10 protein-coding genes are annotated in these 20,578 nt (G+C 62.9%); 8 read left to right on the top strand and 2 right to left on the bottom strand.

The features are described from left to right. Positions 1-3: 3 nt before the first annotated feature. The 7 genes from ACYQ47_RS18165 to ACYQ47_RS18135 all read left to right on the top strand — a co-directional run bounded on the left by ACYQ47_RS18165 (position 4) and on the right by ACYQ47_RS18135 (position 18,109). On the top strand, positions 4-7,749 hold the full coding sequence (locus tag ACYQ47_RS18165; RefSeq protein ID WP_459906304.1) for an amino acid adenylation domain-containing protein: 7,746 nt from the start codon (positions 4-6) through the stop codon (positions 7,747-7,749). 250 nt (positions 7,750-7,999) lie between these two features. Continuing rightward, positions 8,000-10,186 carry a TonB-dependent siderophore receptor gene (locus ACYQ47_RS18160; RefSeq protein ID WP_459906303.1) on the top strand — a complete coding sequence of 729 codons (2,187 nt, stop codon included), beginning with the start codon at positions 8,000-8,002 and terminating at the stop codon, positions 10,184-10,186. A 92-nt stretch (positions 10,187-10,278) separates the two neighbouring features. Beyond that, positions 10,279-11,934 carry a cyclic peptide export ABC transporter gene (locus ACYQ47_RS18155; protein ID WP_459906302.1) on the top strand — a complete coding sequence of 552 codons (1,656 nt, stop codon included), beginning with the start codon at positions 10,279-10,281 and terminating at the stop codon, positions 11,932-11,934. Positions 11,935-11,952: 18 nt separating this feature from the next. Beyond that, a complete protein-coding gene (locus ACYQ47_RS18150) occupies positions 11,953-12,846 on the top strand; it encodes an ABC transporter substrate-binding protein (protein WP_459906301.1) in 894 nt (297 codons plus the stop codon). Beyond that, entirely contained in the window at positions 12,839-14,845 is a 2,007-nt protein-coding gene (gene fhuB, locus ACYQ47_RS18145; RefSeq protein WP_459906300.1) for a Fe(3+)-hydroxamate ABC transporter permease FhuB, read from the top strand. Before ACYQ47_RS18150 ends, fhuB begins: the two co-directional genes overlap by 8 nt. Before the next feature lie 7 nt (positions 14,846-14,852). Beyond that, entirely contained in the window at positions 14,853-15,662 is an 810-nt protein-coding gene (locus ACYQ47_RS18140) for an ATP-binding cassette domain-containing protein (RefSeq protein WP_459906299.1), read from the top strand. Positions 15,663-15,673: 11 nt separating this feature from the next. Beyond that, positions 15,674-18,109, top strand: coding sequence for a penicillin acylase family protein (locus ACYQ47_RS18135; protein ID WP_459906298.1), 2,436 nt, complete (start codon positions 15,674-15,676; stop codon positions 18,107-18,109). Here the strand turns inward: ACYQ47_RS18135 and ACYQ47_RS18130 are convergent. Continuing rightward, entirely contained in the window at positions 18,098-18,448 is a 351-nt protein-coding gene (locus ACYQ47_RS18130; protein ID WP_459906297.1) for a hypothetical protein, read from the bottom strand. The genes ACYQ47_RS18135 and ACYQ47_RS18130 overlap by 12 nt on opposite strands. Positions 18,449-18,867: 419 nt before the next feature. Here ACYQ47_RS18130 and ACYQ47_RS18125 point away from each other — a divergent pair, with 419 nt between their 5' ends. After that, positions 18,868-19,143, top strand: a complete 276-nt coding sequence (locus ACYQ47_RS18125; RefSeq protein WP_459906296.1) for a PfkB family carbohydrate kinase — start codon at positions 18,868-18,870, stop codon at positions 19,141-19,143. A 71-nt stretch (positions 19,144-19,214) separates the two neighbouring features. On the opposite strand, the gene ACYQ47_RS18120 is transcribed toward ACYQ47_RS18125, so the two are convergent. Next, the gene (locus tag ACYQ47_RS18120) at positions 19,215-20,537 is read right to left on the bottom strand and encodes an MFS transporter (protein ID WP_459906295.1); all 1,323 of its coding nucleotides are present in this window, start codon (positions 20,535-20,537) and stop codon (positions 19,215-19,217) included. Positions 20,538-20,578: the final 41 nt, after the last annotated feature.

Raw genomic sequence — 20,578 nt, 5'->3', positions numbered from 1 at the left:
TTCATGGATAAGGACAAAGCCGCGCGCATCGCGCAGCGCTTCATAGAACTTTCGCAGGACAAGCGCCGCATCTTCTGGCGCAAGATGGTCGATGAAGGCGTGACGCCTTCGCAACTGCCTATCCTTGCGAGAGCGAGATCGCCGGGAGAGGCATCGCCCGCGTCGTATGCACAGCAGCGCTTGTGGTTCCTGTGGCAGTTGTCGCCGGAGAGCAGCGCGTATCACGTCTCGGGCGGCCTGCGTTTGCGTGGCGCGGTGAATCACGCAGCGCTGCGTGCGAGTTTCGAATCGATCGTGGCGCGACATGAGAGCCTGCGCACGCGTTTCGTGGCCGATGTGAACGGTCGCGTCGAGCAAGTCATTGATGCAGAGGTCGCGCTGGACTGGCGCGAGGCATCGCTCGATGCGAGTGAATTCGATGCCACCGCGCGTGCTTTAGCTGCAGAGCCGTTCGATCTGCAACACGGCCCGTTGCTGCGTGTGGCCTTGTTCAGCGCGAGTGCGGAAGAACACTTGCTGGTGCTGTCGATGCATCACATTGTGTCGGACGGTTGGTCCGTGCAGGTGTTGCTCGATGAACTGGTGGCGCACTATCGCGCGGGCGTTTCAGGAAGCGCAATTGAGCGTGCGGCGTTGCCCGTCCAATACGCGGACTACGCCGCGTGGCAACGCGACTGGCTCGACGCAGGCGAACGCGAACGTCAACTGGCCTACTGGCAAGCGACACTGGGCGATGAACACCCGGTGCTGGCCTTGCCCACCGATGCCCCCCGCCCCGCACACGCGACGTATCACGCTGGGCGTCATCATGTGAGCCTGCCGCCTGCATTGGCCGATGCGGTGCGCGAGCGAGCCCGCCAAAGCGGCAGTACGCCTTTCATGGTGCTGCTGGCCGCGTTCCACGCGCTGCTGTATCGCTATACGGGGCAGCAGACGGTACGTACGGGCGTACCAGTGGCGAACCGTCATCGGGTGGAAGTCGAAGGACTGATCGGCTTCTTCGTGAACACGCAGGTAATGCAAAGCCGTGTTGACGCCTCGACGGACACGGCGATGTTACTCGCACAGGTACGCGAAGCGACACTCGGTGCGCAGGCGCATCAGGATTTGCCCTTCGATGCACTGATCGACGCACTGCGTCCGGAGCGCAGCCTGAGCCACACGCCACTGTTCCAGGTGATGTTCAATCATCAGCGCCGAGACTGGCGGGTGCTGAAGGATTTGCCGTCACTGGAAATCGAGCCGTATGCCTTGCCGGCCGAGATGGCGCAGTTTGAACTGCTGCTGGACACGCGCGAGGAAAGTGACGGGACGATATCGCTTGAGCTGAGCTATGCACGCGAGTTGTTCGAGGCAGGAACGATCGCGCGCATGGCGCAGCATTACGAGGCGATGCTCAAGGCGCTTGTCGAAGCCACGGCGTTGATCATCGAAGTGCCGCTACTGAGCGCAGAAGAGCGCGCAGAGATCGAAGGCTGGAGCCGCAACGACACGCGCTTCAAGAACCTTGAGCCGGTGATACGCGGCTTCGAGCGTCACGCTGAACTCGCACCGGACGACATTGCGCTGACCTTCGGCGATATCCGTCTGAGCTATGCCGAACTCAATGCGAAAGCGAATGGTCTGGCATATGAACTGATCGAACGCGGCATCGGATTAGAGTCGAAAGTAGGCGTAGCGGCAGAGCGTTCGGTGGAACTGGTTGTAGCGCTGCTGGCGATCATGAAGGCGGGGGGCGCCTATGTGCCGCTGGATCCGTCGTTGCCGCACGAGCGGCTTGCTGAAATCCAGACCGATAGCGGCATGACGCTGGTGCTACGGGATATCGATGTATCAGGCGAAGATGCACGCAATCCTGACGTAGCCATCCAAGGGAACAATCTAGCCTACGTCATCTTCACCTCAGGCTCGACGGGCCGTCCGAAAGGCGTCGGCAACACGCACGCTGCGCTATCGAATCGACTGCAATGGATGCAGCAGGCCTATCCGCTCGAACGCGGCGAAACGGTACTGCAAAAGACGCCGTTCAGCTTCGACGTATCGGTATGGGAATTCTTCTGGCCATTGATGGTCGGAGCCCGTCTTGCGGTCGCCGCACCCGGTGCGCATCGCGATCCACTGCAACTGGCCCAGACCATCGTGCAGCAGGAGGTAAGCACGATTCACTTCGTCCCGTCGATGTTGCAGGCGTTCATCGAAAGTGAACACGCGCTGTCGTGCGCAGACACGTTGCGCCGAATCATCTGTAGTGGCGAAGCGCTGCCTGAAGAATTGCAGCGCAAGGTCTTCGCGCGTCTGCCGAATGTGGAACTGCACAACCTGTACGGCCCGACCGAAGCGGCGATTGACGTGACCGCGTGGCAATGCCGAGAAGAACACCGGCCGGTGCCGATTGGCGCGCCGATTGCAGCCACACAGACGTGGGTACTCGATGAGCGCATGCAACCGGTGCCGCGCGGCGTCGCCGGTGAACTTTATCTGGGCGGAGCCAATCTGGCACGCGGATACCTCAATCGTCCGGGACTGACCTCAGAGCGCTTCGTGGCAGACCCCTTCGCACGACACGCAGGCGCACGCCTATACCGCACGGGCGATCTGGTGCGCTGGCGCAGCGATGGCGTGCTCGACTATCTCGGACGTCTCGATCATCAGGTCAAGATTCGCGGCTTCCGGATCGAGTTGGGCGAGATCGAATCGAGGCTGGCGCAGATCGAAGGCGTGCGTGAATCAACCGTGATCGCCCGTGACGCAAGACTGATCGCCTACGTGACGGGCGAACGCTCGCTGGACGCGCAGCGATTGAAGACGAGCCTTGCGCAGGGCGTACCGGATTACATGGTGCCTTGGCGCATCGTGGTGCTGGATGCGATGCCGCTGAACGCGAACGGCAAGGTGGATCGCAAGGCGCTGCCGGTGCCGTCGGTGCAAAACGAAGACCACGAATGGGAAGCCCCACAAGGCACCGTCGAAACACAACTCATGCAAATCTGGTCGACGCTGCTGGGCATCGAACGCATCGGCCGGAACGACAACTTCTTCGAACTGGGCGGAGACTCGATCCTCGGCTTGCAGATCGTCGCACGCCTGCGCCAGTCGGGATTCATCGTCACCGCGCGTCAGATATTCGAACAGCAGACCATCGCGCAACTCGCAGCGGTTGCGGTCGAAGCGAAAGAGGGTGTCACCGAACAGACCGGCGAAACGGAATCCAGCAACGAACCCTTCCCCCTGTTGCCGATTCAATCCTGGTTCTTCGAGCAGGCGATGCCTTCGCGCGATCACTGGAACCAGTCCGTGCTGCTCGAACGCACGACCGCGCCGAAACTTGCTCACCTCGACACCGCGCTGCATGCATTGGTCGCGCATCACGCAAGTCTTCGTCTGCGCTTCAATCGTTCCGATGACGGCCGCTGGTCGCAACACCACGCACCCGAAGAAACGCACACGCTGATGACGGTAATGCAAGCCGTCCCGAAGCGCGACATCGAGCATCATTGCGCTCAGGCACAAGGTAGCCTCGACATCGAGCACGGACCGCTGATCCGCGCATCGGCGATGTCCATCGATGACGGCACGTGGCGGCTGTTCATCGTGATTCACCATCTCGCCGTGGATGCCGTATCGTGGCGCATTCTGCTCGACGATCTGCAAAGTGCATGCGCGCAACTGGAGGCAGGCGAGCCGATTGCGATACCGCCGTGCACCACCTCGTTCAATTCGTTCGCGAGGATGCAGCATCGCGCGGCATGCTCGGTCGAGATCACTGCGCAAATCCCTTACTGGAACGACGTGCTCGCCGTGTCCGCGTCCCTGCCGCGAACGCACGCGCATGCCGGTCAGCCCGTCAGTGCAACGATCAAGCTCGATCGCGACGCCACGCGCAAGCTGCTGCAAGACGCCAACGCAGCCTATCGCACGAGAATCGATGAACTGCTGCTCGTAGCAGCGGGGCGCGCACTTGTGCGATTGGCCCACGCAGATGCATTGCGCATCGATATTGAAGGGCACGGTCGCGATGTGCATGGCGAACATGCCGATCTGAGCCGCACGGTCGGCTGGTTCACGTCGCTCTATCCCGTCGTGTTGCAGGCGCAAGGCAAGCACGCCGCTGCCATCAAGCGGGTCAAGGAAGCGTTACGTACCGTACCGCAGGCAGGTGCAGGCTTCGGCCTGTTGGCGTATTCCGGTGATGACCTCCATCGCACGGCCTTGAACAATGCATCGAACAGCGACGTGGTATTCAACTATCTCGGTCAGTTCGGCGGTACGCTCGATCGTGATAGCGGCTGGCAACGCGCAAGCGAGCAAACCGGCGCATCGCAACATGAGGACGCGACGCCTGCACATGCGCTGGAAATACTCGGTCAGGTGATGAATGGCGAGCTGTCCGTCACGTTCCATCATCGCCGAGGCGACCGCTACGACGCATCGACGATTGCGTCTCTCTCGCGCGACTTCGAACAAGAGTTGCATGCGTTGAACGCACATTGCACGAACGGCGCGCAAGGCATTACGCCATCGGATGTACCGCTCGCCGAACTCGATCAATCTGCACTCGACGCCTTGCCGATCGAGCCTGCGCGCATCGCCGACCTTTATCCGCTGGCGCCCATGCAGGCGGGAATCGTCTTTCACAGCTTGTTGGGCGAGCATACGAACGCCTACATCAATCAGTTGCGTGTGGATCTGGACGGCCTCGACGACGCACGTTTTATTGCCGCGTGGCAGGCCATCGTCACGCGTCACGCGGCTTTGCGTACCGGCTTTATTCAATGCAAAGACGAGCCGCGCCAGTGGGTGGCTCGCAGCGTAACCTTACCCGTGTTCCAGCAAGATTGGCGACATCGCGACGCACGCGACGATGCACTCGATAAGCTTGCGTCGGCGCAGATCGCGCAGGGCTTCGACATGGCCGAGCCGCCGCTGATGCGCATCGCGCTGGTAAGAACGGATGAGGCGCGGCATCATCTGGTCTGGACATTCCATCACGCGCTGCTGGATGGCTGGAGCATGGCGCAAGTGCTGTCCGACGTGCTGCGTTACTACGGCGGCAACCGTCAGGAAGCCACACTTGGCCGATATCGAGACTTCATCGAATGGCTCGCGCGTAACGAGTCGAGCCGCGAGACCGCCCATGCCTTCTGGCGCGGCTTGCTCGCGCCGCTCGAAGGACCGACGCATCTTGCCGCGTCCCTGCCGCGTTCGAAGGATGATGCGAACGAGACCTTCGGTGATGTGACGCTCGAATTCGACGCCGATCGCACCGCGCATCTCACCCGCTTCGCCCGAAGCCAGCATGTCACGCTCAACACGCTGGTTCAGGCGGCGTGGCTCCTGCTGCTGCAACGCTACACCCACGCACCGACCGTGAGTTTCGGTGCCACTGTGGCAGGTCGTCCCGCTACGCTGGAAGGCGTCGAACGAATCGTGGGCCTGTTCATCAATACGGTGCCCGTGGTCGGCACACCGCACGCTGCGATGCCGGTCGCGCAGTGGCTCGGCGAAATCCAGCAGCAGAGCGTGGCTTCACGCGAGCATGAGCATGTCGCGCTCAACGAGATTCAGCGGCTTGCGCAACTCGACGGCGGTCAATCCCTGTTCGACAGCATTCTCGTGTTCGAAAACTATCCGCTCGACGACGCGCTGCGCGAGTCCGCGCACGACGGTGTCACCTTCTCGAATATCGCCGCGCGCGAGCAGACTAACTATCCGCTTACCGTTTCGATCACCCAGCGAACGGACCTGCGCATCGACTTTTCTTATGCCCGCAAGCACTTCGATGCCGCGAGTATCGAGCGTATCGCGCATCATCTGAGCACGCTGCTCGATGCCTTGACCATCGACGCCTTGCGTGCGCTTGCCGATGTTTCGATGCTCGACAAGGACGAACTCGCGCATCTGAATCGAATCGGTGAGCGCAGCACGGCGACCCTCGATGCGACGCCGGTTCATCGACGTATCGCGGCTCATGCAAGCGCCCATCCGCACGATACCGCGCTCGTACAGGGCAATGAATCGATTAGCTTTGCTGCGCTCGAACAGCGCGCGAACCGCATCGTGAACGGGCTCGCGGCAATCGGTATCGGTGCCGAAGCGCGCGTCGGTATTGCGCTGGAACGGTCCATCGATATGATCGCCGCGCTCCTCGGCGTGATGAAATCCGGTGCGGCCTATGTTCCGCTCGATCCATCCCATCCGGCCGAGCGTCTTGCCTACATGGCGCGCGATAGCGGCGTGAAGCTCGTCATCGCATCGCAGGAAGGCGCGTTCGATGGTGTCTCGACGCTCGATGTCGCCACCTGCGGCGAAGGCTGCGTCGACACTGATCCGCACGTCGCTATTCACGGCACGCAACTCGCCTATGTGATCTATACCTCCGGTTCTACCGGACAACCGAAGGGCGTCGAGATCACCCATGATGCGCTTGCACGGCACACGCAGGCCGTGACCGACGCGGCGCGCATCACACGCGCGGACCGTGTGCTCCAGTTCTCGACCTTCAGTTTCGATGCTTTCGTCGATCAGCTCTTTCCGGCGTTATGCATGGGCGCGACGGTCGTGCTGCGGGACGAGACCTTGTGGGACAGCGCGCGTTTCCTGCATGAAGTGCGGTCGCAGCGTATCACGGTGGCGGATTTGACGACCGCCTACTGGAGCGCCTTGGCGCTCGACTTTGCGAGCGGCCCGAAATCTGCACGAGAAGCGCTGGCGAGCTTGCGCCGCGTGCAGGTCGGCGGCGAAGCGATGTTCGGCGACAGCGTGCGCGCCTGGAAAGCGGCGGGCCTCGCCCACGTCGAACTGGTGAACATGTACGGGCCGAGTGAAACGACGGTCACGGCGACGACGTTCGATTGCACGCGCTACGTCCAGACGCAGGATGAAATACCCGTGCGCATCCCCATCGGCAAGCCGTTGACGGGAAGAAGCGTGAACGTGCTGGATGCGCAACTCATGCCTGTACCGATGGGCGTGCCGGGCGAGTTGTACATCGGTGGAGAACTGCTGGCGCGCGGCTATCGAAGCCGGCCCGGTACGACCGCCGAGCGTTTTGTCCCCGATCCTTTCTCGAACGAAGCTGGCGCTCGCATGTATCGCGCGGGTGACATCGTTCGCTGGAATGCGGAGGGCGAACTCGACTATCTGGGCCGCACTGATCATCAGGTCAAGGTGCGCGGCTATCGCGTGGAGCCGGGCGAGATCGAGGCGCAGTTGATTCGGATGCCGAATGTAAGAGAAGCAGCCGTCATCGCAAGATCGTCGCGACTGATCGCCTTCGTCACGTTGAACGGAGAAGCAAGCTCCACCGATCTGCGCGCGCGACTGAGCGAAGCGTTGCCGGACTATATGGTGCCGGCCGCGCTCGTGATCGTCGATGCCATGCCGCTCAATCCGGCGGGAAAAATCGACCGTCAACGTCTTCCAGACGACGATCATCACGACAGCATCGCACAAACGTTCGTGCCACCCGAAGGCGAGATTGAAAGCACGCTCGCGCGCGTATGGACCGAGGTGCTTCAGGTCGCACGCGTCGGCCGGCACGACACGTTCTTCGCCCTCGGCGGCGATTCGCTCGCCGCCATGCGCACGCAGGCCGCGTTGCGCCGCGCGCAGATTGACGCGCCGCTTGCCGTGCTGATAAGCCATCGGCCGTTGCACGAAATGGCCCGTGCATTAAGCGATGAAAGCCCCGCCGGCACGACCTCTGCAAGCGATGCCGCGTCCCTGCTCGATCTCATGAACACGCTTTAGCGCGCGGTTCTGAAGCACTGTAGGGTAGTCGCATGAATGCGAATCGTTTGCATTTACGTCGCTGGCTCGGTATAGTCGCGCGGATGTTTTGGAAGCTTCGCATCAGGTTCGCGGCGAAAAGCTCCGTTTGAGCGCCGCGATTCATCTAACCAGAAAGTCTATCGAAAGCAAAAGGCCGGGCATGAGAGCGCGCAGGCTTCAGCAAGCAATGAACAGAGGGGAGAGGGCAGAACGCTCGCGGACTTCGCGGATGACGCGCGGCATGCGTCGCCGCCATATCGCGATGGCCGCGATGGTGATGCTCGGTGGCGCCGCACACGCCCAGAGCGCGGATCCCGCGACGGGCGCATCGTCGCCGAAAGCGGGCAGCGCCGATGCACAGCAACTCAAGCCCGTGACCGTCACGGGCGAGCGCGAGAAGGAAACCGCGACGAGTCCCGTCGAAGGCTACGTGGCCAAACGCAGCGCCACCGGCACCAAGACCGACACGCCGATCATCGAGACGCCGCAATCCATCTCCGTCATTACCAGCGACCAGATGCAGGCGCAGGCCGCGCAAACGGTCGGCGAAGCGCTGCGCTACACGCCCGGCGTGATTGGCGAGCAATACGGCGGGCTCGACACCACGGTCGATTACTTCACCGTGCGCGGCTTTTCCAATACCTTCCCCTTCGTCGATGGCCTCTCGACGCAGGACTTTTTCACTGTGCTGTCGCCGACCTACGACACGTATGGTCTGGAGCGCATCGATATCCTGCGCGGACCGGCATCGGTGCTGTACGGACAGAACATTCCGGGCGGCATGGTCAATCTCGTGACCAAGCGGCCGACCGAAGACGCGTTACACGAAGCCTCGATCGAAGTCGGCACGCGCGGCACGGTGGGCGGTCGCATCGACATGAGCGGCCCCGTCACCAAGGACGGTTCGCTGCTGTATCGCTTCACGGCCGATTCGAGCAGTGAAAGCACCCAGACGGCCTTCGTGCAGGACAAGCATGTCTATATCGCGCCCGCGCTGACATGGAAGCCGAGCGCCGACACGACCTTCACGCTGCTGTCGCATTTCAGCTATCGGGACACGGGCCGCCAGAACGTCGACCTGCCTTCGGTCGGCACCTTGCTCGCAGGGCCGGGCGGACGCATCGGTACGGGCACCTTCCTCGGTGAGCCGGACTTCAACGAATATCGCCGTACCGATGAAGCCATCGGCTACGAACTGGAGCACCGCTTCAACGATATCGTCACCGTGCGGCAGAATCTGCGCTATACGCATACGCACGTGGATCAGAAGATCGTCGGTGACGCGGGCCTTGAAGACGATCAGCAAACGCTCGACCGCTACGCATACGCCGCAGTGGCGCAGTCGAACGTCTTCACCGTCGACAATCAGGCGCAATTCAAGTTCGGTACCGGTCCGGTCGAGCATACGCTGCTGGTCGGTCTCGACTACACGCGCTCGGTGGACAACTGGGACGAACGCGATGCCGATTCGGTGCCGTCCATCAATGTCTATTCGCCCGTGTACAGCGGCGCGAGCAGCATCGTGCTGCCGAGTTCGCCGGATTACAGCGTGCACGACACGCTCAATCAGCTCGGCCTCTATGCGCAGGACCAGATCAAGTTCGGCAAGCTGGTGGCGACGCTCGGCGTGCGGCAGGACTGGACCAGCACCAAGCAATACGACAACATCGCCGGCACGAACAGCCAGGACAACGATGCGAACCGCTTCACGTATCGCGCGGGTCTGGTCTATCTGTTCGACAGCGGCTTCGCGCCGTATGTGAGCTATTCGACCTCGTTCCAGCCGGGCCTCGGCAGTACCTTCGACGGCTCGGCGCTCAAGCCGACAACCGGCCAGAGCGTGGAAGCGGGCGTCAAGTACCAGCCGAAGAACCAGAAGAGCTTCGCGATGGTCTCGGTCTACAACATCAAGCAGAAGAATGTGGTGGAGCCGGACTTCGATCATCCGGAGGGCAACTTCGTGGTGCAGACCGGCGGCATTCGCGTGCGCGGCATCGAACTGTCGGGACTCGCGGATCTCGGTGGGGGCCTGAGCCTGACCGCCGCGTACACCTACATGGACGGCAAGATCACCGACAGCGATCAGGGTTATGCGGGCAATCGTGCAGCGAACGTGCCGCACAACATGGCGAGCCTGTGGCTCGACAAGACCTTGCAGACCGGTCCGCTCAAGGGCCTCGGTTTCGGCGGCGGCGTGCGCTATATCGGCTCGCAGTTCGGCGATCAGGCCAACACGATCCAGCTCGCGTCGACCACGCTGTTCGATGCCGCGGTCCATTACGACATCGCGCACTGGCGCTTCTCGGTGAATGCGCAGAACCTGTTCGACCGCATTTACGTGAATTGCCAGAGCGACACCTACTGTAGCTACGGTTTGCGCCGCAGTGTCATCGGGCGTGCGACTTACCAGTGGTAACCTGCGCATTCCGCGCAGCGCTTGAAGTAGTCATGCAAGACGATGCCAGCGCCGCTTGCCGGCATCGGAGAGGAGAGGAGAGGAGAGGAAGTATGTCGCTGATCTGGTATCTGATTCGCAACTCCCGCTGGACCCTGCTCGTCGCGATGGTGACGAGCATCATCAGCGGTCTGGCAAGCGCGGGGCTGGTCGCACTCATCAATCAGGCGCTGGGCGCATCGCGTGAGCGTCTGGCCGAACTCGGGCTGCGCTTTCTGTTGCTCAGCGTGCTGGTGCTGGTCACGCGTGCGGTGTCGTCCACGTTGTTCATGAAGCTAGGCCAGAACGCCAAGGCCACGCTGCGCATGCGCACCATTCGCCGCATCGGCGCAGCGTCGTTCCAGCATCTGGAAAGGCAGGGCGCATCGCGCGCGCTGTCCGTGCTGACGGCGGACCTCGACTCCATTGTGGTGTTCTTCGTGAGCCTGCCGACGCTCGCCATGCAGGGCGCGGTCATCATCGGCTGCCTGATGTATCTGGGCTATCTGTCATGGCAGATCCTGCTGTTCGCCATCGTCACGATCTTTCTCGGCTCGCTCGGTTTTCATCTGGCCAACACGCGTGCGGCCTTTCATCTGCGCGCATCGCGTCTGCGTGAAGACGATCTGGTGAAGCACTTCCGCGCCTTGTTCGATGGCGCGAAGGAACTCAAGCTGCATCGCAAGCGCAAGGAAGCGTTCATCGACAACACGCTCGCCACCAATATCGAAGCGGTGCGCGTGCAGCGTACGCGCGGCTATGTGCTGTATGCGGCGGCTGCGAGCTGGGGCAGCTTCATCTTCTTCGCCTTCATCGGTTGCGTGCTGTTCCTGCTGGCGCGCTATTACCCGGTGCAAGGCCCGGTGATGTCCGGCTACGCGATGATCTTCCTCTACATGATCATGCCGATCGAAGGCGTGCTGTCCGCGCTGCCCAATATCAGCACCGCGAAGGTCGCGATCGAGCGTATCGACGCGATCAACGCCGATCTGCCGCCGGAAGACACGCTGCCCGCCGATACGGTCACCTCGTTCGACAGCATCGTGCTGGAAGGCGTCACGCATCGCTACTATCGCGAGCGCGAGGACGAAGTGTTCACGCTCGGACCGATCGATCTGGCGTTCAGGCCCGGCGAACTGGTGTTTCTCATCGGCGGCAACGGCAGCGGCAAGACCACGCTGGCGAAGATGATCGTCGGCCTGTATGCGCCCGAAGGTGGCCGCATCCTGCTCGATGGCAAGCCGGTGAACGAGGCAGAGCGCGATATCTATCGTCAGCACTTTTCGGTGGTGTTCAGCGACTTCTATCTGTTCGAGGCCTTGCACGGCCTGAAGCTCGACGGTCTCGATGCGCGCGCCCAGTCCTTGCTAAAGGCACTTCATCTCGATCACAAGGTCAAGGTGGAACAGGGCAAGTTCTCGACCACCGACCTGTCGCAGGGCCAGCGCAAGCGGCTCGCGCTGCTGGTCACCTATCTGGAAGATCGCCCGTTCTACGTGTTCGACGAGTGGGCCGCCGATCAGGACCCGGTCTTCAAGGACGTGTTCTATCGTCAGTTGCTTCCCGAACTCAAGGCGAAGGGCAAGGCCGTGCTCGTCATTTCGCACGATGACCGTTACTTCCACCTGGCCGACCGTTACGTGAAGCTCGACTACGGCCAGCTCGTTGAAGAAGGCTCGGGCGATGCGCTCAATCATGAACCGCCCACGCGCGAACGTGTCTCGCTCTAGGTAATGGTTCATCGTTTCATGCCCGATCCGAAGCGCCGCCGCCTGCTCGGCGGCCTTGCGCTTTTGCCGTTCACCACGCTTGCCCGTGCGGTGGCGCCCGTGCGTGTGCCCGTGCGTGTGGCCTCGCTCAGTTGGGCCGGTGCGCAAATGCTCGTGTCGATCGGCGTGACGCCGCTTGCGCTGGCCGAACGCGACAGTTACCCGGAAGCTGGCGCGCTGCCCGTCATGCCTGCGGGCGTGCTCGAACTCGGTTCGCATAGCGAGCCGAATCTCGAGCTGCTCGCACAACTCAAGCCCGATTTGATCGTGCGCGACGATGACCAGTCGAATCTCGACACGCAACTCAGGTTCATCGCGCTAACCCACAGCATCGACATCTACGACGCACAACGCGGCAAGCCGTATGCACGCGCGGCAGCAGAAACCCGGCGTCTGGCGGCGGTGTTGAACCGCGAGCCAGAGGCCACGACCTATCTCGCGGATGTCGATCGCCAGATCGCCGAATGCGCGCAGAAGGTCGCGAAGCTGAATGCGCGGCCCGCGCTGGTCGTCGATCTCTATGACGACGGCCGGCATCTGTTCGTCTACGGTCCCAACAGCATGCTGCACGATGTCATGACCCGTCTGGGCGTGCGCAATGCTTGGCGTGGCGACACCGACAGCGGCTTCGCGTTGCTCGATATCGAACACCTCGCCTCGATGCACGATGCACAGTTGTTCTACATCAGCCACGGCGAGCGCGATGACGTCGCCTTGCGCAATCTCTCGCGCAGCCTGCTGTGGCGCAGTCTGCCCTTCGTGGCAGCAGGTCGGGTGCATCCGTTGCCGGGCTTCTTCACTTATGGCGCGAGTTCCTGCGCCGTGCAGTTCGCCACCGGACTGGCCGATGGACTGACGGTGACGCATGGCTGAGACCGTCGCCATGAATGCGCACACGCGCCGCCTGCACATGCATCCCGCGTGGCTCGTCGCCGCGCTGTGCCTCTGCGCACTATTGCTGTCGATGCGCCACCTCGCTGCGCTGCTGCCCGCCGATATGTGGTGGCGCGCGCTCACGCGCCCGGACGTGGGCGATCTGCGACAGATCATCGTGCATGAGAGCGTGTTGCCGCGTATCGCCGTGTGCCTGCTCGCCGGCGCGCAGCTGTCGCTGGCGGGCGCGATCTTTCAGCAGGTGTTACGCAATCCGCTGGCCGAACCAACCACGCTCGGCGTCTCGGCGGGCGCATCACTGGCGCTCACCGTCGTCACCCTCGTCGCGCCGCAATGGCTGTTCGCGGGGCAGCAATGGCTGGCGCTCGCGGGTGGGGCGCTGGGCATGCTCGTCGTGCTGATGCTGTCGTGGCGCAGACGTTTCGCACCGGTCGCGCTGATCCTCGCGGGCCTCATCGTCACGTTCTATTGCGGCTCGATCGGCGCGGTGCTCACGCTGCTGCATCGGGAGGCGCTGCAATCGCTGTTCATGTGGGGCGCGGGATCGCTCGCGCAGAACAACTGGGATGCGCCGCGCACGCTGGTGCCGCATCTGGCAGTCGGTGCCGTGCTCACGGTCGCACTGGCGCGCCCGCTGACGACGATGTCGCTGTCCGATGCCGGCGCGCAATCGCTCGGCGTATCGTTGCGCATGGTGCGTATCGGTGCGCTGGCGGTGGCGGTGTTTCTGAGTGCGTCGGTGGTGGCATCGGTGGGCGTGATCGGCTTTCTCGGCATGCTCGCGCCGTTGATCGTGCGTCTCGCGGGCGCGCGGCGCTTTCGTGCACGGCTGGTCTGGGCGCCGCTGTTCGGTGCAGCCTTGCTCTGGATGACTGATGAAATCGTCCAGATGATTCCCGGCGGCCGCTCCGGCATTCCGACCGGTGCGGCCATGTCGCTGCTCGGCGCGCCGTTTCTGTTCTGGATGCTGCCGCGCCTTCCCGCGCTGCCGGATACGGTCGACCTGTCTTCCGGGGCAAGCGAATTCCGTCATATTCATGTCGCACGCTGGTTCGTGCTCGGCCTCGTGCTGCTGGTGCTCGTATCGATGCTCGGTCTGTCGTTGGGCGTCTCAATGACCGGCTGGCAATGGAGCGTCGATGCCCTGCTGCACTGGCGTGCGCCGCGCGTGGCCGTGGCGCTGTCCGCCGGCGCGATGCTCGCGGTCGCCGGTGCGATCCTCCAGCGCGTCACCGGCAACTCGATGGCCAGTCCCGAAGTGCTCGGCATCTCGTCGGGCGCATCGCTCGGCGTGATCGCGCTCGCCTTCATCGCGCAGGATGCGGGACGGTTCGCGCAAACCGGCGCGGCGGCCATTGGCGCATTCAGCACGCTGGTCGTCATGCTGGCGCTGGGCCGCCGTTACCGCTTCGCGCCCGAACGCATGTTGCTGCTCGGCGTCGCGCTCGGCACCGCGTTCAGCGCGCTGGTGAGCGTGCTGCTCGCGACCGGCGATCCACGCGTGGCGAATCTGCTCGCGTGGCTGTCCGGCTCGACCTATGGCGTGGCATCGAACGATGCGGCGTTTTCGTGCGCGTCGTTCATCGTGCTGATGCTCGCATCGCTGGCCTTCGCGCGCTGGCTCGACCTGCTGCCACTGGGCGATACCGTTTCGCGCAGTCTCGGCGTGCCGCTCGACGCCAGCCGCCTCGCGCTGATGCTGCTCGCCGCCGCGTTGACCGGAGCGGCCACGCTGGTCGTCGGCCCGTTGAGCTTCGTCGGCCTGATGGCGCCGCATCTTGCCCGCATGCTCGGCTTCCGGCGTCCCGCCGCGCAACTGACCGGCGCCGCGCTACTGGGTGCGCTGGTGATGGTGCTGGCTGACTGGCTCGGCCGCAACTTGCTGTTTCCCTATCAGATTCCGGTAGGCCTGCAATCCACGCTGGTCGGCGGAATGTATTTCATGTGGTTGATGCTGCGTGGACGCACCGCGCTTTGAGGACGCGATGAAGCCAATCGTCAAGAATCACGAAGTATTCGAAGGCATCACCTACGAGGTAGAGGGAGCTTCGTTCTCGCTGGGCAAGCGCGTGCTGCTGCATCCGCTGACCCTGACGCTGCCCGCGCGGCGCGTATGCGGTCTCATCGGCCATAACGGCTCGGGCAAGAGCACCCTGCTCAAGCTGTTGGCGCGACAGCAGATGCCGACCGGCGGCACCATCCGCTTCGAGGGACGCGCGCTCGATGAATGGGAAAACCGTGCGCTGGCGCGCAAGGTCGCCTATCTGCCGCAGCAGCCGCCCGCGGCGGACGGCATGACGGTGCGCGAACTGGTGTCGCTCGGCCGCTATCCGTGGCATGGCGCGCTCGGCCGCTTCGGCGTGAAGGACGGCGCGAAAGTGCTCGAAGCAATGGAACTGACCGATGTGGTTCGCTTCGCCGATCGTCCCGTCGATAATCTCTCGGGCGGCGAACGCCAGCGCGTATGGCTCGCCATGCTCGTCGCGCAAGACAGCGATTGCCTGTTGCTCGACGAACCGATCTCGGCGCTCGATATCGCGCATCAGATCGAAGTGCTCGGTCTGGTGCGCGAACTGAGCCAGAAGCGCGGACTGTCGGTGCTGGTCGTGCTGCACGACATCAACATGGCGGGGCGCTTCTGCGATGACCTCATCGCGCTGAAGGGCGGCCGTCTGCTCACCAGCGGGCCAGCAGTCGAACTCATGCGCGCCGAGACGCTCGAGGCCATCTACGGCATTCCCATGGGCATCGTGCCTCATCCGCGCGGCGGCACGCCGATCAGCTTCGCGCATTGAACACTACTCTTATGCATCGATTGATTGCTGGCTTGTGCGCGGTGGCATCCGCGTGTCTCTTCGGTTGTGTTTCGCATCAGGAATCCACCGTTTCCACTGAAACGCATGCGCCTCATCGTGAATACAGGGCCGATATCTGGCGCACCAGCGATGGTGTGCCGCATATCCGCGCGAACGACTGGGCCGGTCTCGGCTACGGCGTGGGCTATTCTCAGGCACAGGACGATCTCTGCACCCTGGCCGATTCCTTCGTCACCTGGCGCGGCGAGCGTTCCGCGTACTTCGGCGGCGAAGCGCGGGCGAGCGCGCCGTCATCCTTTGGACAACCACGTAATCTCGACTCGGATTTCTTCTTTCGCATGATGGCGGACGATGCCGCCGTCTCACACTACAAGTCGGCGCAACCCGCAAAGCTGCGCGAACTGATCGATGGCTACGCCAGCGGCTACGACCGCTACGTCGATGAAATGCATGCTGCACGACACCCGGGCGTGCATGCGCAATGCGCGAGCGCGCCGTGGCTCGGCCACATTTCCAGCGATGACGTCTATCGCCGGCTTATCGCACTGAGTCTCGCGGGAGGTGCCGCGCGCTTCGTGGAGGGCATGGCGAATGCAGTTCCACCCGGTGCGAAAGAGGCCGCCAGCAAGAACACGCAACGCGTATCGATGGACGTCGGCGGCCACGCCGGTATCGGCAGCAACGCACTCGCATTCGGCGGCAAGGTGACGGACGACGGCCGCAGCATGCTGTTCGGCAATCCGCACTGGCTCTGGAGCGGTCCGGACCGTTTCTATCAGACGCAACTGACCATCCCCGGCCAGCTCGATGTGGCAGGCGTGTCCTTTCTTGCGGTGCCGGTGGTCGTGATCGGCTTCAACGGCGACATTGCGTGGACACATACCGTATCGAGCGCGCGACGCTTCGGCGTATTCCAGTTGACGCTGTCGAAGGACGATCCGACCCGCTACGAATACGATGGTCACGAAGAACCCATGGAGCCGGTGCGCCTCACCGTGCAGGTGCGCGACGACGCGGGCGGCGCCACCCATCCGGTCACGCGCACGCTCTATCGTTCACGCTTCGGTCCGCTGGTCGATCTCTCGTCGATGGCCCCGCAACTCGCGTGGACCGGACAGCAGGCCTTCGCGCTGCACGACATCAACGCGGACAATGCGCGTGCCTTCGCCAATTTCCTCGCGTGGAATCAGGCGAAGTCGCTCGACGATTTCATCTCGATCCAGAAGCAGTACGCGGCGATGCCGTGGGTCAACACCTTCGCGATCGGCCGCAACGACCCGCGTGTCTGGTTCGCCGATATCGGAGCGGTGCCGAACGCATCGGATGCGCTGGTGGCCGCCTGCACGACGCCACTCGGCCGCGCCTTCGACGCGAAGGTGCCCGGCGTGCCGTTCTTCGATGGCTCGCGTTCGGCGTGCTCATGGACGACGGGCGAACATAACCCGATGCAAGCCAATGCCTTGCCCGCCGCGCGCATGCCGAGCCTGCTGAACACGGACTATGTCGGCAACTTCAACGGCAGTTACTGGCTGACAAATCCGCGCACGCCGCTGACCGGCTTCGATCGCGTGACGGGTGCAACGGGCACCGAGCAGTCCTTGCGCACGCGGCTCGGCCATGCACTGGCCGTGCAACTGATCGACGATCCGCGCCACGTCACGCGCGATGCGCTGGAACATACGGTGCTCGATAGCTCGTCGATGTCGGAGCGCCTGTTCCGTCAGCCCTTGCTCGACTCGGTATGCAAGGCGGGTAGCGTGCCGCGCGCAGTAGAACTGAAACGAAAGGGCGGCGTTACTGTGACGGTCGATCTGAGCGAGTCGTGCCGCGTGCTGCGCGCATGGAATGGCAAGGGAAGCGTGGATGCACGCGGCGCGAATCTCTGGGATCAGTTTTGGCAACGCGCCAGCGATATTCCCGATGCCCAACTCTACACGGAGCCGTTCGATCCGAAGCGTCCGCTCGCGACGCCTGCGGGGCTGAAGCCCGACAATCCCGCACTCGCGCAGGCGCTGGCGTCGGCCTCGCTCGCCTTGACGAACAACGGCTTTGCGCTCGATTCGGTGCGCGGCGACGTGCTCTATGCGCTCGATCACTACACGAAGATTCCGCTCTACGGCGGCTGCGATCCCGAAGGCTATTTCACCGTCGAATGCCCGCTGCACGACCTGAACAAGCAGGGCCTGGTGCTCGACCGCGATGCACACGGCAACAGCTATATGCAGGTGGTGCGCTTCGGCGATGACGGTCCGCAGGCCGATACGCTGCTCGCTCATTCCGAGTCGGACGACCCCGCCTCGCCGCATTACCGCGATGGAACGCGGCGTTATGCGCGGCAGGCGTGGTCACGCTTTGCCTTCACCGCGCGGGAGATCGAGGCATCGCCGGGCGTGACGAAAACGGTGATCGACAGCTCAGGGCGCTGACACGGCCGCATCGTCTTCTACGCGCGTGCGGGCCATGAACCAGTAGAACAACGCGGCACACCCCGCAATCGCGCCACCGATCACGAAGGCCAGCGAGTAAGAGCCGGTGCGGTCGACGATGAAGCCCGCTGCCACCGGCGAGAACGCGCCGCCGAAGTAGCCGCCAGAAGTTCTGGATCGCGCTGACCGAACCGACCATCGCCGGTGGCGCGATATCCCCGCGAGCGCCCACGCATTGCCGATGGTCGCCGCAATGAAGGCGAGACCGAGTGTCATCAGCACGATTGTCGTGCTGATCGAGTCCGTGAACGGTAAGGCGATGCGTGGTTCAACGCGCATAAGGAACCTGAATGCAGCAACTGGAACGCCCGTGCAGGCGCCAAACATACAAGTCAAGTAACCAGGCCAACCTAGAGTAAATGTGCTCCAGATATAAGCGAGCGCCGTGAACGTACCGTACGCGAAGGCGACCCCACCGAGTAACTCGATGGGCGGTTTGAACAGTAAGGCCGTGCCCAGGGCAAGCACTTGAGGCATGCGCCAAAGGGCTAAATTCGGCCAGAAATGGGGTCCGCTCGGCGTGCAATACGCGTCAATTACCAACACGTATGTCCGCGGAATTCTCCACCGATGCCGACTTCCGCCGACGGGTCGAGAAGCTCAACGCGCTTGAGCAGGGCTTGAATGGCTAACAACCATGTCGTGGTGCTGGGTAGCATCAATACCAATCTGGTCTATGCGCTTCGTCGGCGCAGTGGGTGCGGACGAAGTCTGGCGATGCGCGCGCGGCGCTCGCCGCCCGGGGCATTGCCTATGGCGATGGCACGACGCGTATCCGGCCAGCGGCACATGCCGCGCATGCGGTCGAGACCTCTGGCGCAGGCGATGCGTTCATCGGCGCATTCGCGGCGGCGCTGGTGGCGGAAGCGTCGCTGGAATTTGCGATCGACCGGGCGCAGCGCGCGGCATCAATCAGCGTGACCAGGAACGGCGCGATGATATCTATCCCGTTCATGAATGAAGTACTTTCCTGACGTTGGTGCCGGAGCGGACACAATGACAAAAACCCGCCGTGCCGGCGGGGTTTCGATTGCTTATATCGGCGTTAGCGTCTTACTCCCGGCTCTTCGACGAACGCAAGCGCGGCGTTCTCATCGTCACGCTGATGCTTCTGCGCGCCGCCATTCGTGAACAGCCTTTCCGGCTTCATCGCGAACGTGAGCAGAATCCCGCACACCATCACGCCGATCGACACCATGAACGTGATATCCCAATTGCCGAAGCGGTCCGCCACGAAGCCCGCGAGCACCGGGCTGATGATCGCGGCAATGAAACCGTTGCCGCTCATGATGCCGCTCGCCGTGCCGGAATGGTCGTAGGCGATGTCCATCGGGATCGCCCACATCGGGCCAACGGTCATTTCGTTGAAGAACATCGCCGCGCCGAGGAAGATCAACGAGTACACCGGATCGTGCAGCAGCACGACTGGCACCAGTGACAGCCCCGTCAGCGCCATGCACACCGCCACGAGGTAACTGCGCGCGAGGCGCACGTTGCCCGTCCGGCGCAGCAGCCGGTCGCTGACGAGACCTCCCACCAGATCGCCGATCACGCCCGCGATGAACACGCCCGACGTGAAGATCACCGCCTTCTTGATGTTCAGGTTGAAGCTGTGCATGAAATACAGCGGCATCCAGTTGAGCAGCAGCCACAAAATCCAGTTGTAGCAGAAGTACACCGACGAAACCGGCGCCATGCGGCGATAGAGACGCATCCATGTGCCGGGAGGATCGACGGGATGCGTCTTTGGCGGCGGCAGCGTCGCCAGTTCTTCACGCGAGATGCGCGGATGATCCGCAGGTATCTCCGTGTACGTGACGCACCACAGTACCAGCCAGACCGCGCTCAGTGCGCCCATTAGAAAGAACGAGAAGCGCCAGTCGGAGGCGGTCATGAGCGCGAGCACGAGCATCGGCGCAATCGCATTGCCCAGCCGCGCGGACGAATGCGTGATGCCTTGCGCCATGCCGCGCTTGTCGCGCTGGATCCACGAAGCCATTGCGCTCGTCGAGGCAGGGAAGGTCGCGCCTTCGCCCAGACCGAGCAAAAGACGCGCGGCGATCAGCGAGAAGAAGCCGCCCGCGAGGCCGGTAAGGGTAGTCGCCACGGCCCAAATCGCCGCGCAGGCAATCAGCGTGCGGCGCGCGCCGAAGCGGTCGCTGACCCAGCCGCCGACGAACTGGAAAATCACATACGGATAAGCAAAGGCCGAGAAGACGAGACCAAGCTCCGTGTTGCTCAGGCCGAGTTCGCTTTGGAACTGTCCGGCCGCCGTGCTGATATTCACGCGGTCGACGTAGGTGATGAAGTACATCAGGCACAGCATCACGAGCACGGTTGTGCTCGCCTTCAATGACAGGCGTCTCATGTCTCGCTCCAATGCTTTTATCGTGTGATGCGAAGGGTGTT

The organism is Caballeronia sp. HLA56, assembly GCF_054655155.1.
This window is presented reverse-complemented; position numbering and strand designations above follow the sequence as displayed.

What these genes read in the sequence shown, in the direction of transcription:
- ACYQ47_RS18140 (WP_459906299.1), top strand. Translation starts at nt 14,853, where the DNA reads ATGAAGCCAATCGTCAAGAATCACGAAGTATTCGAAGGCATCACCTAC.
- ACYQ47_RS18135 (WP_459906298.1), top strand. Translation starts at nt 15,674, where the DNA reads ATGCATCGATTGATTGCTGGCTTGTGCGCGGTGGCATCCGCGTGTCTC.
- fhuB (WP_459906300.1), top strand. Translation starts at nt 12,839, where the DNA reads ATGGCTGAGACCGTCGCCATGAATGCGCACACGCGCCGCCTGCACATG.
- ACYQ47_RS18165 (WP_459906304.1), top strand. Translation starts at nt 4, where the DNA reads ATGGATAAGGACAAAGCCGCGCGCATCGCGCAGCGCTTCATAGAACTT.
- ACYQ47_RS18130 (WP_459906297.1), bottom strand. Translation starts at nt 18,448, where the DNA reads ATGCGCGTTGAACCACGCATCGCCTTACCGTTCACGGACTCGATCAGC.
- ACYQ47_RS18160 (WP_459906303.1), top strand. Translation starts at nt 8,000, where the DNA reads ATGACGCGCGGCATGCGTCGCCGCCATATCGCGATGGCCGCGATGGTG.
- ACYQ47_RS18155 (WP_459906302.1), top strand. Translation starts at nt 10,279, where the DNA reads ATGTCGCTGATCTGGTATCTGATTCGCAACTCCCGCTGGACCCTGCTC.
- ACYQ47_RS18120 (WP_459906295.1), bottom strand. Translation starts at nt 20,537, where the DNA reads ATGAGACGCCTGTCATTGAAGGCGAGCACAACCGTGCTCGTGATGCTG.
- ACYQ47_RS18150 (WP_459906301.1), top strand. Translation starts at nt 11,953, where the DNA reads ATGCCCGATCCGAAGCGCCGCCGCCTGCTCGGCGGCCTTGCGCTTTTG.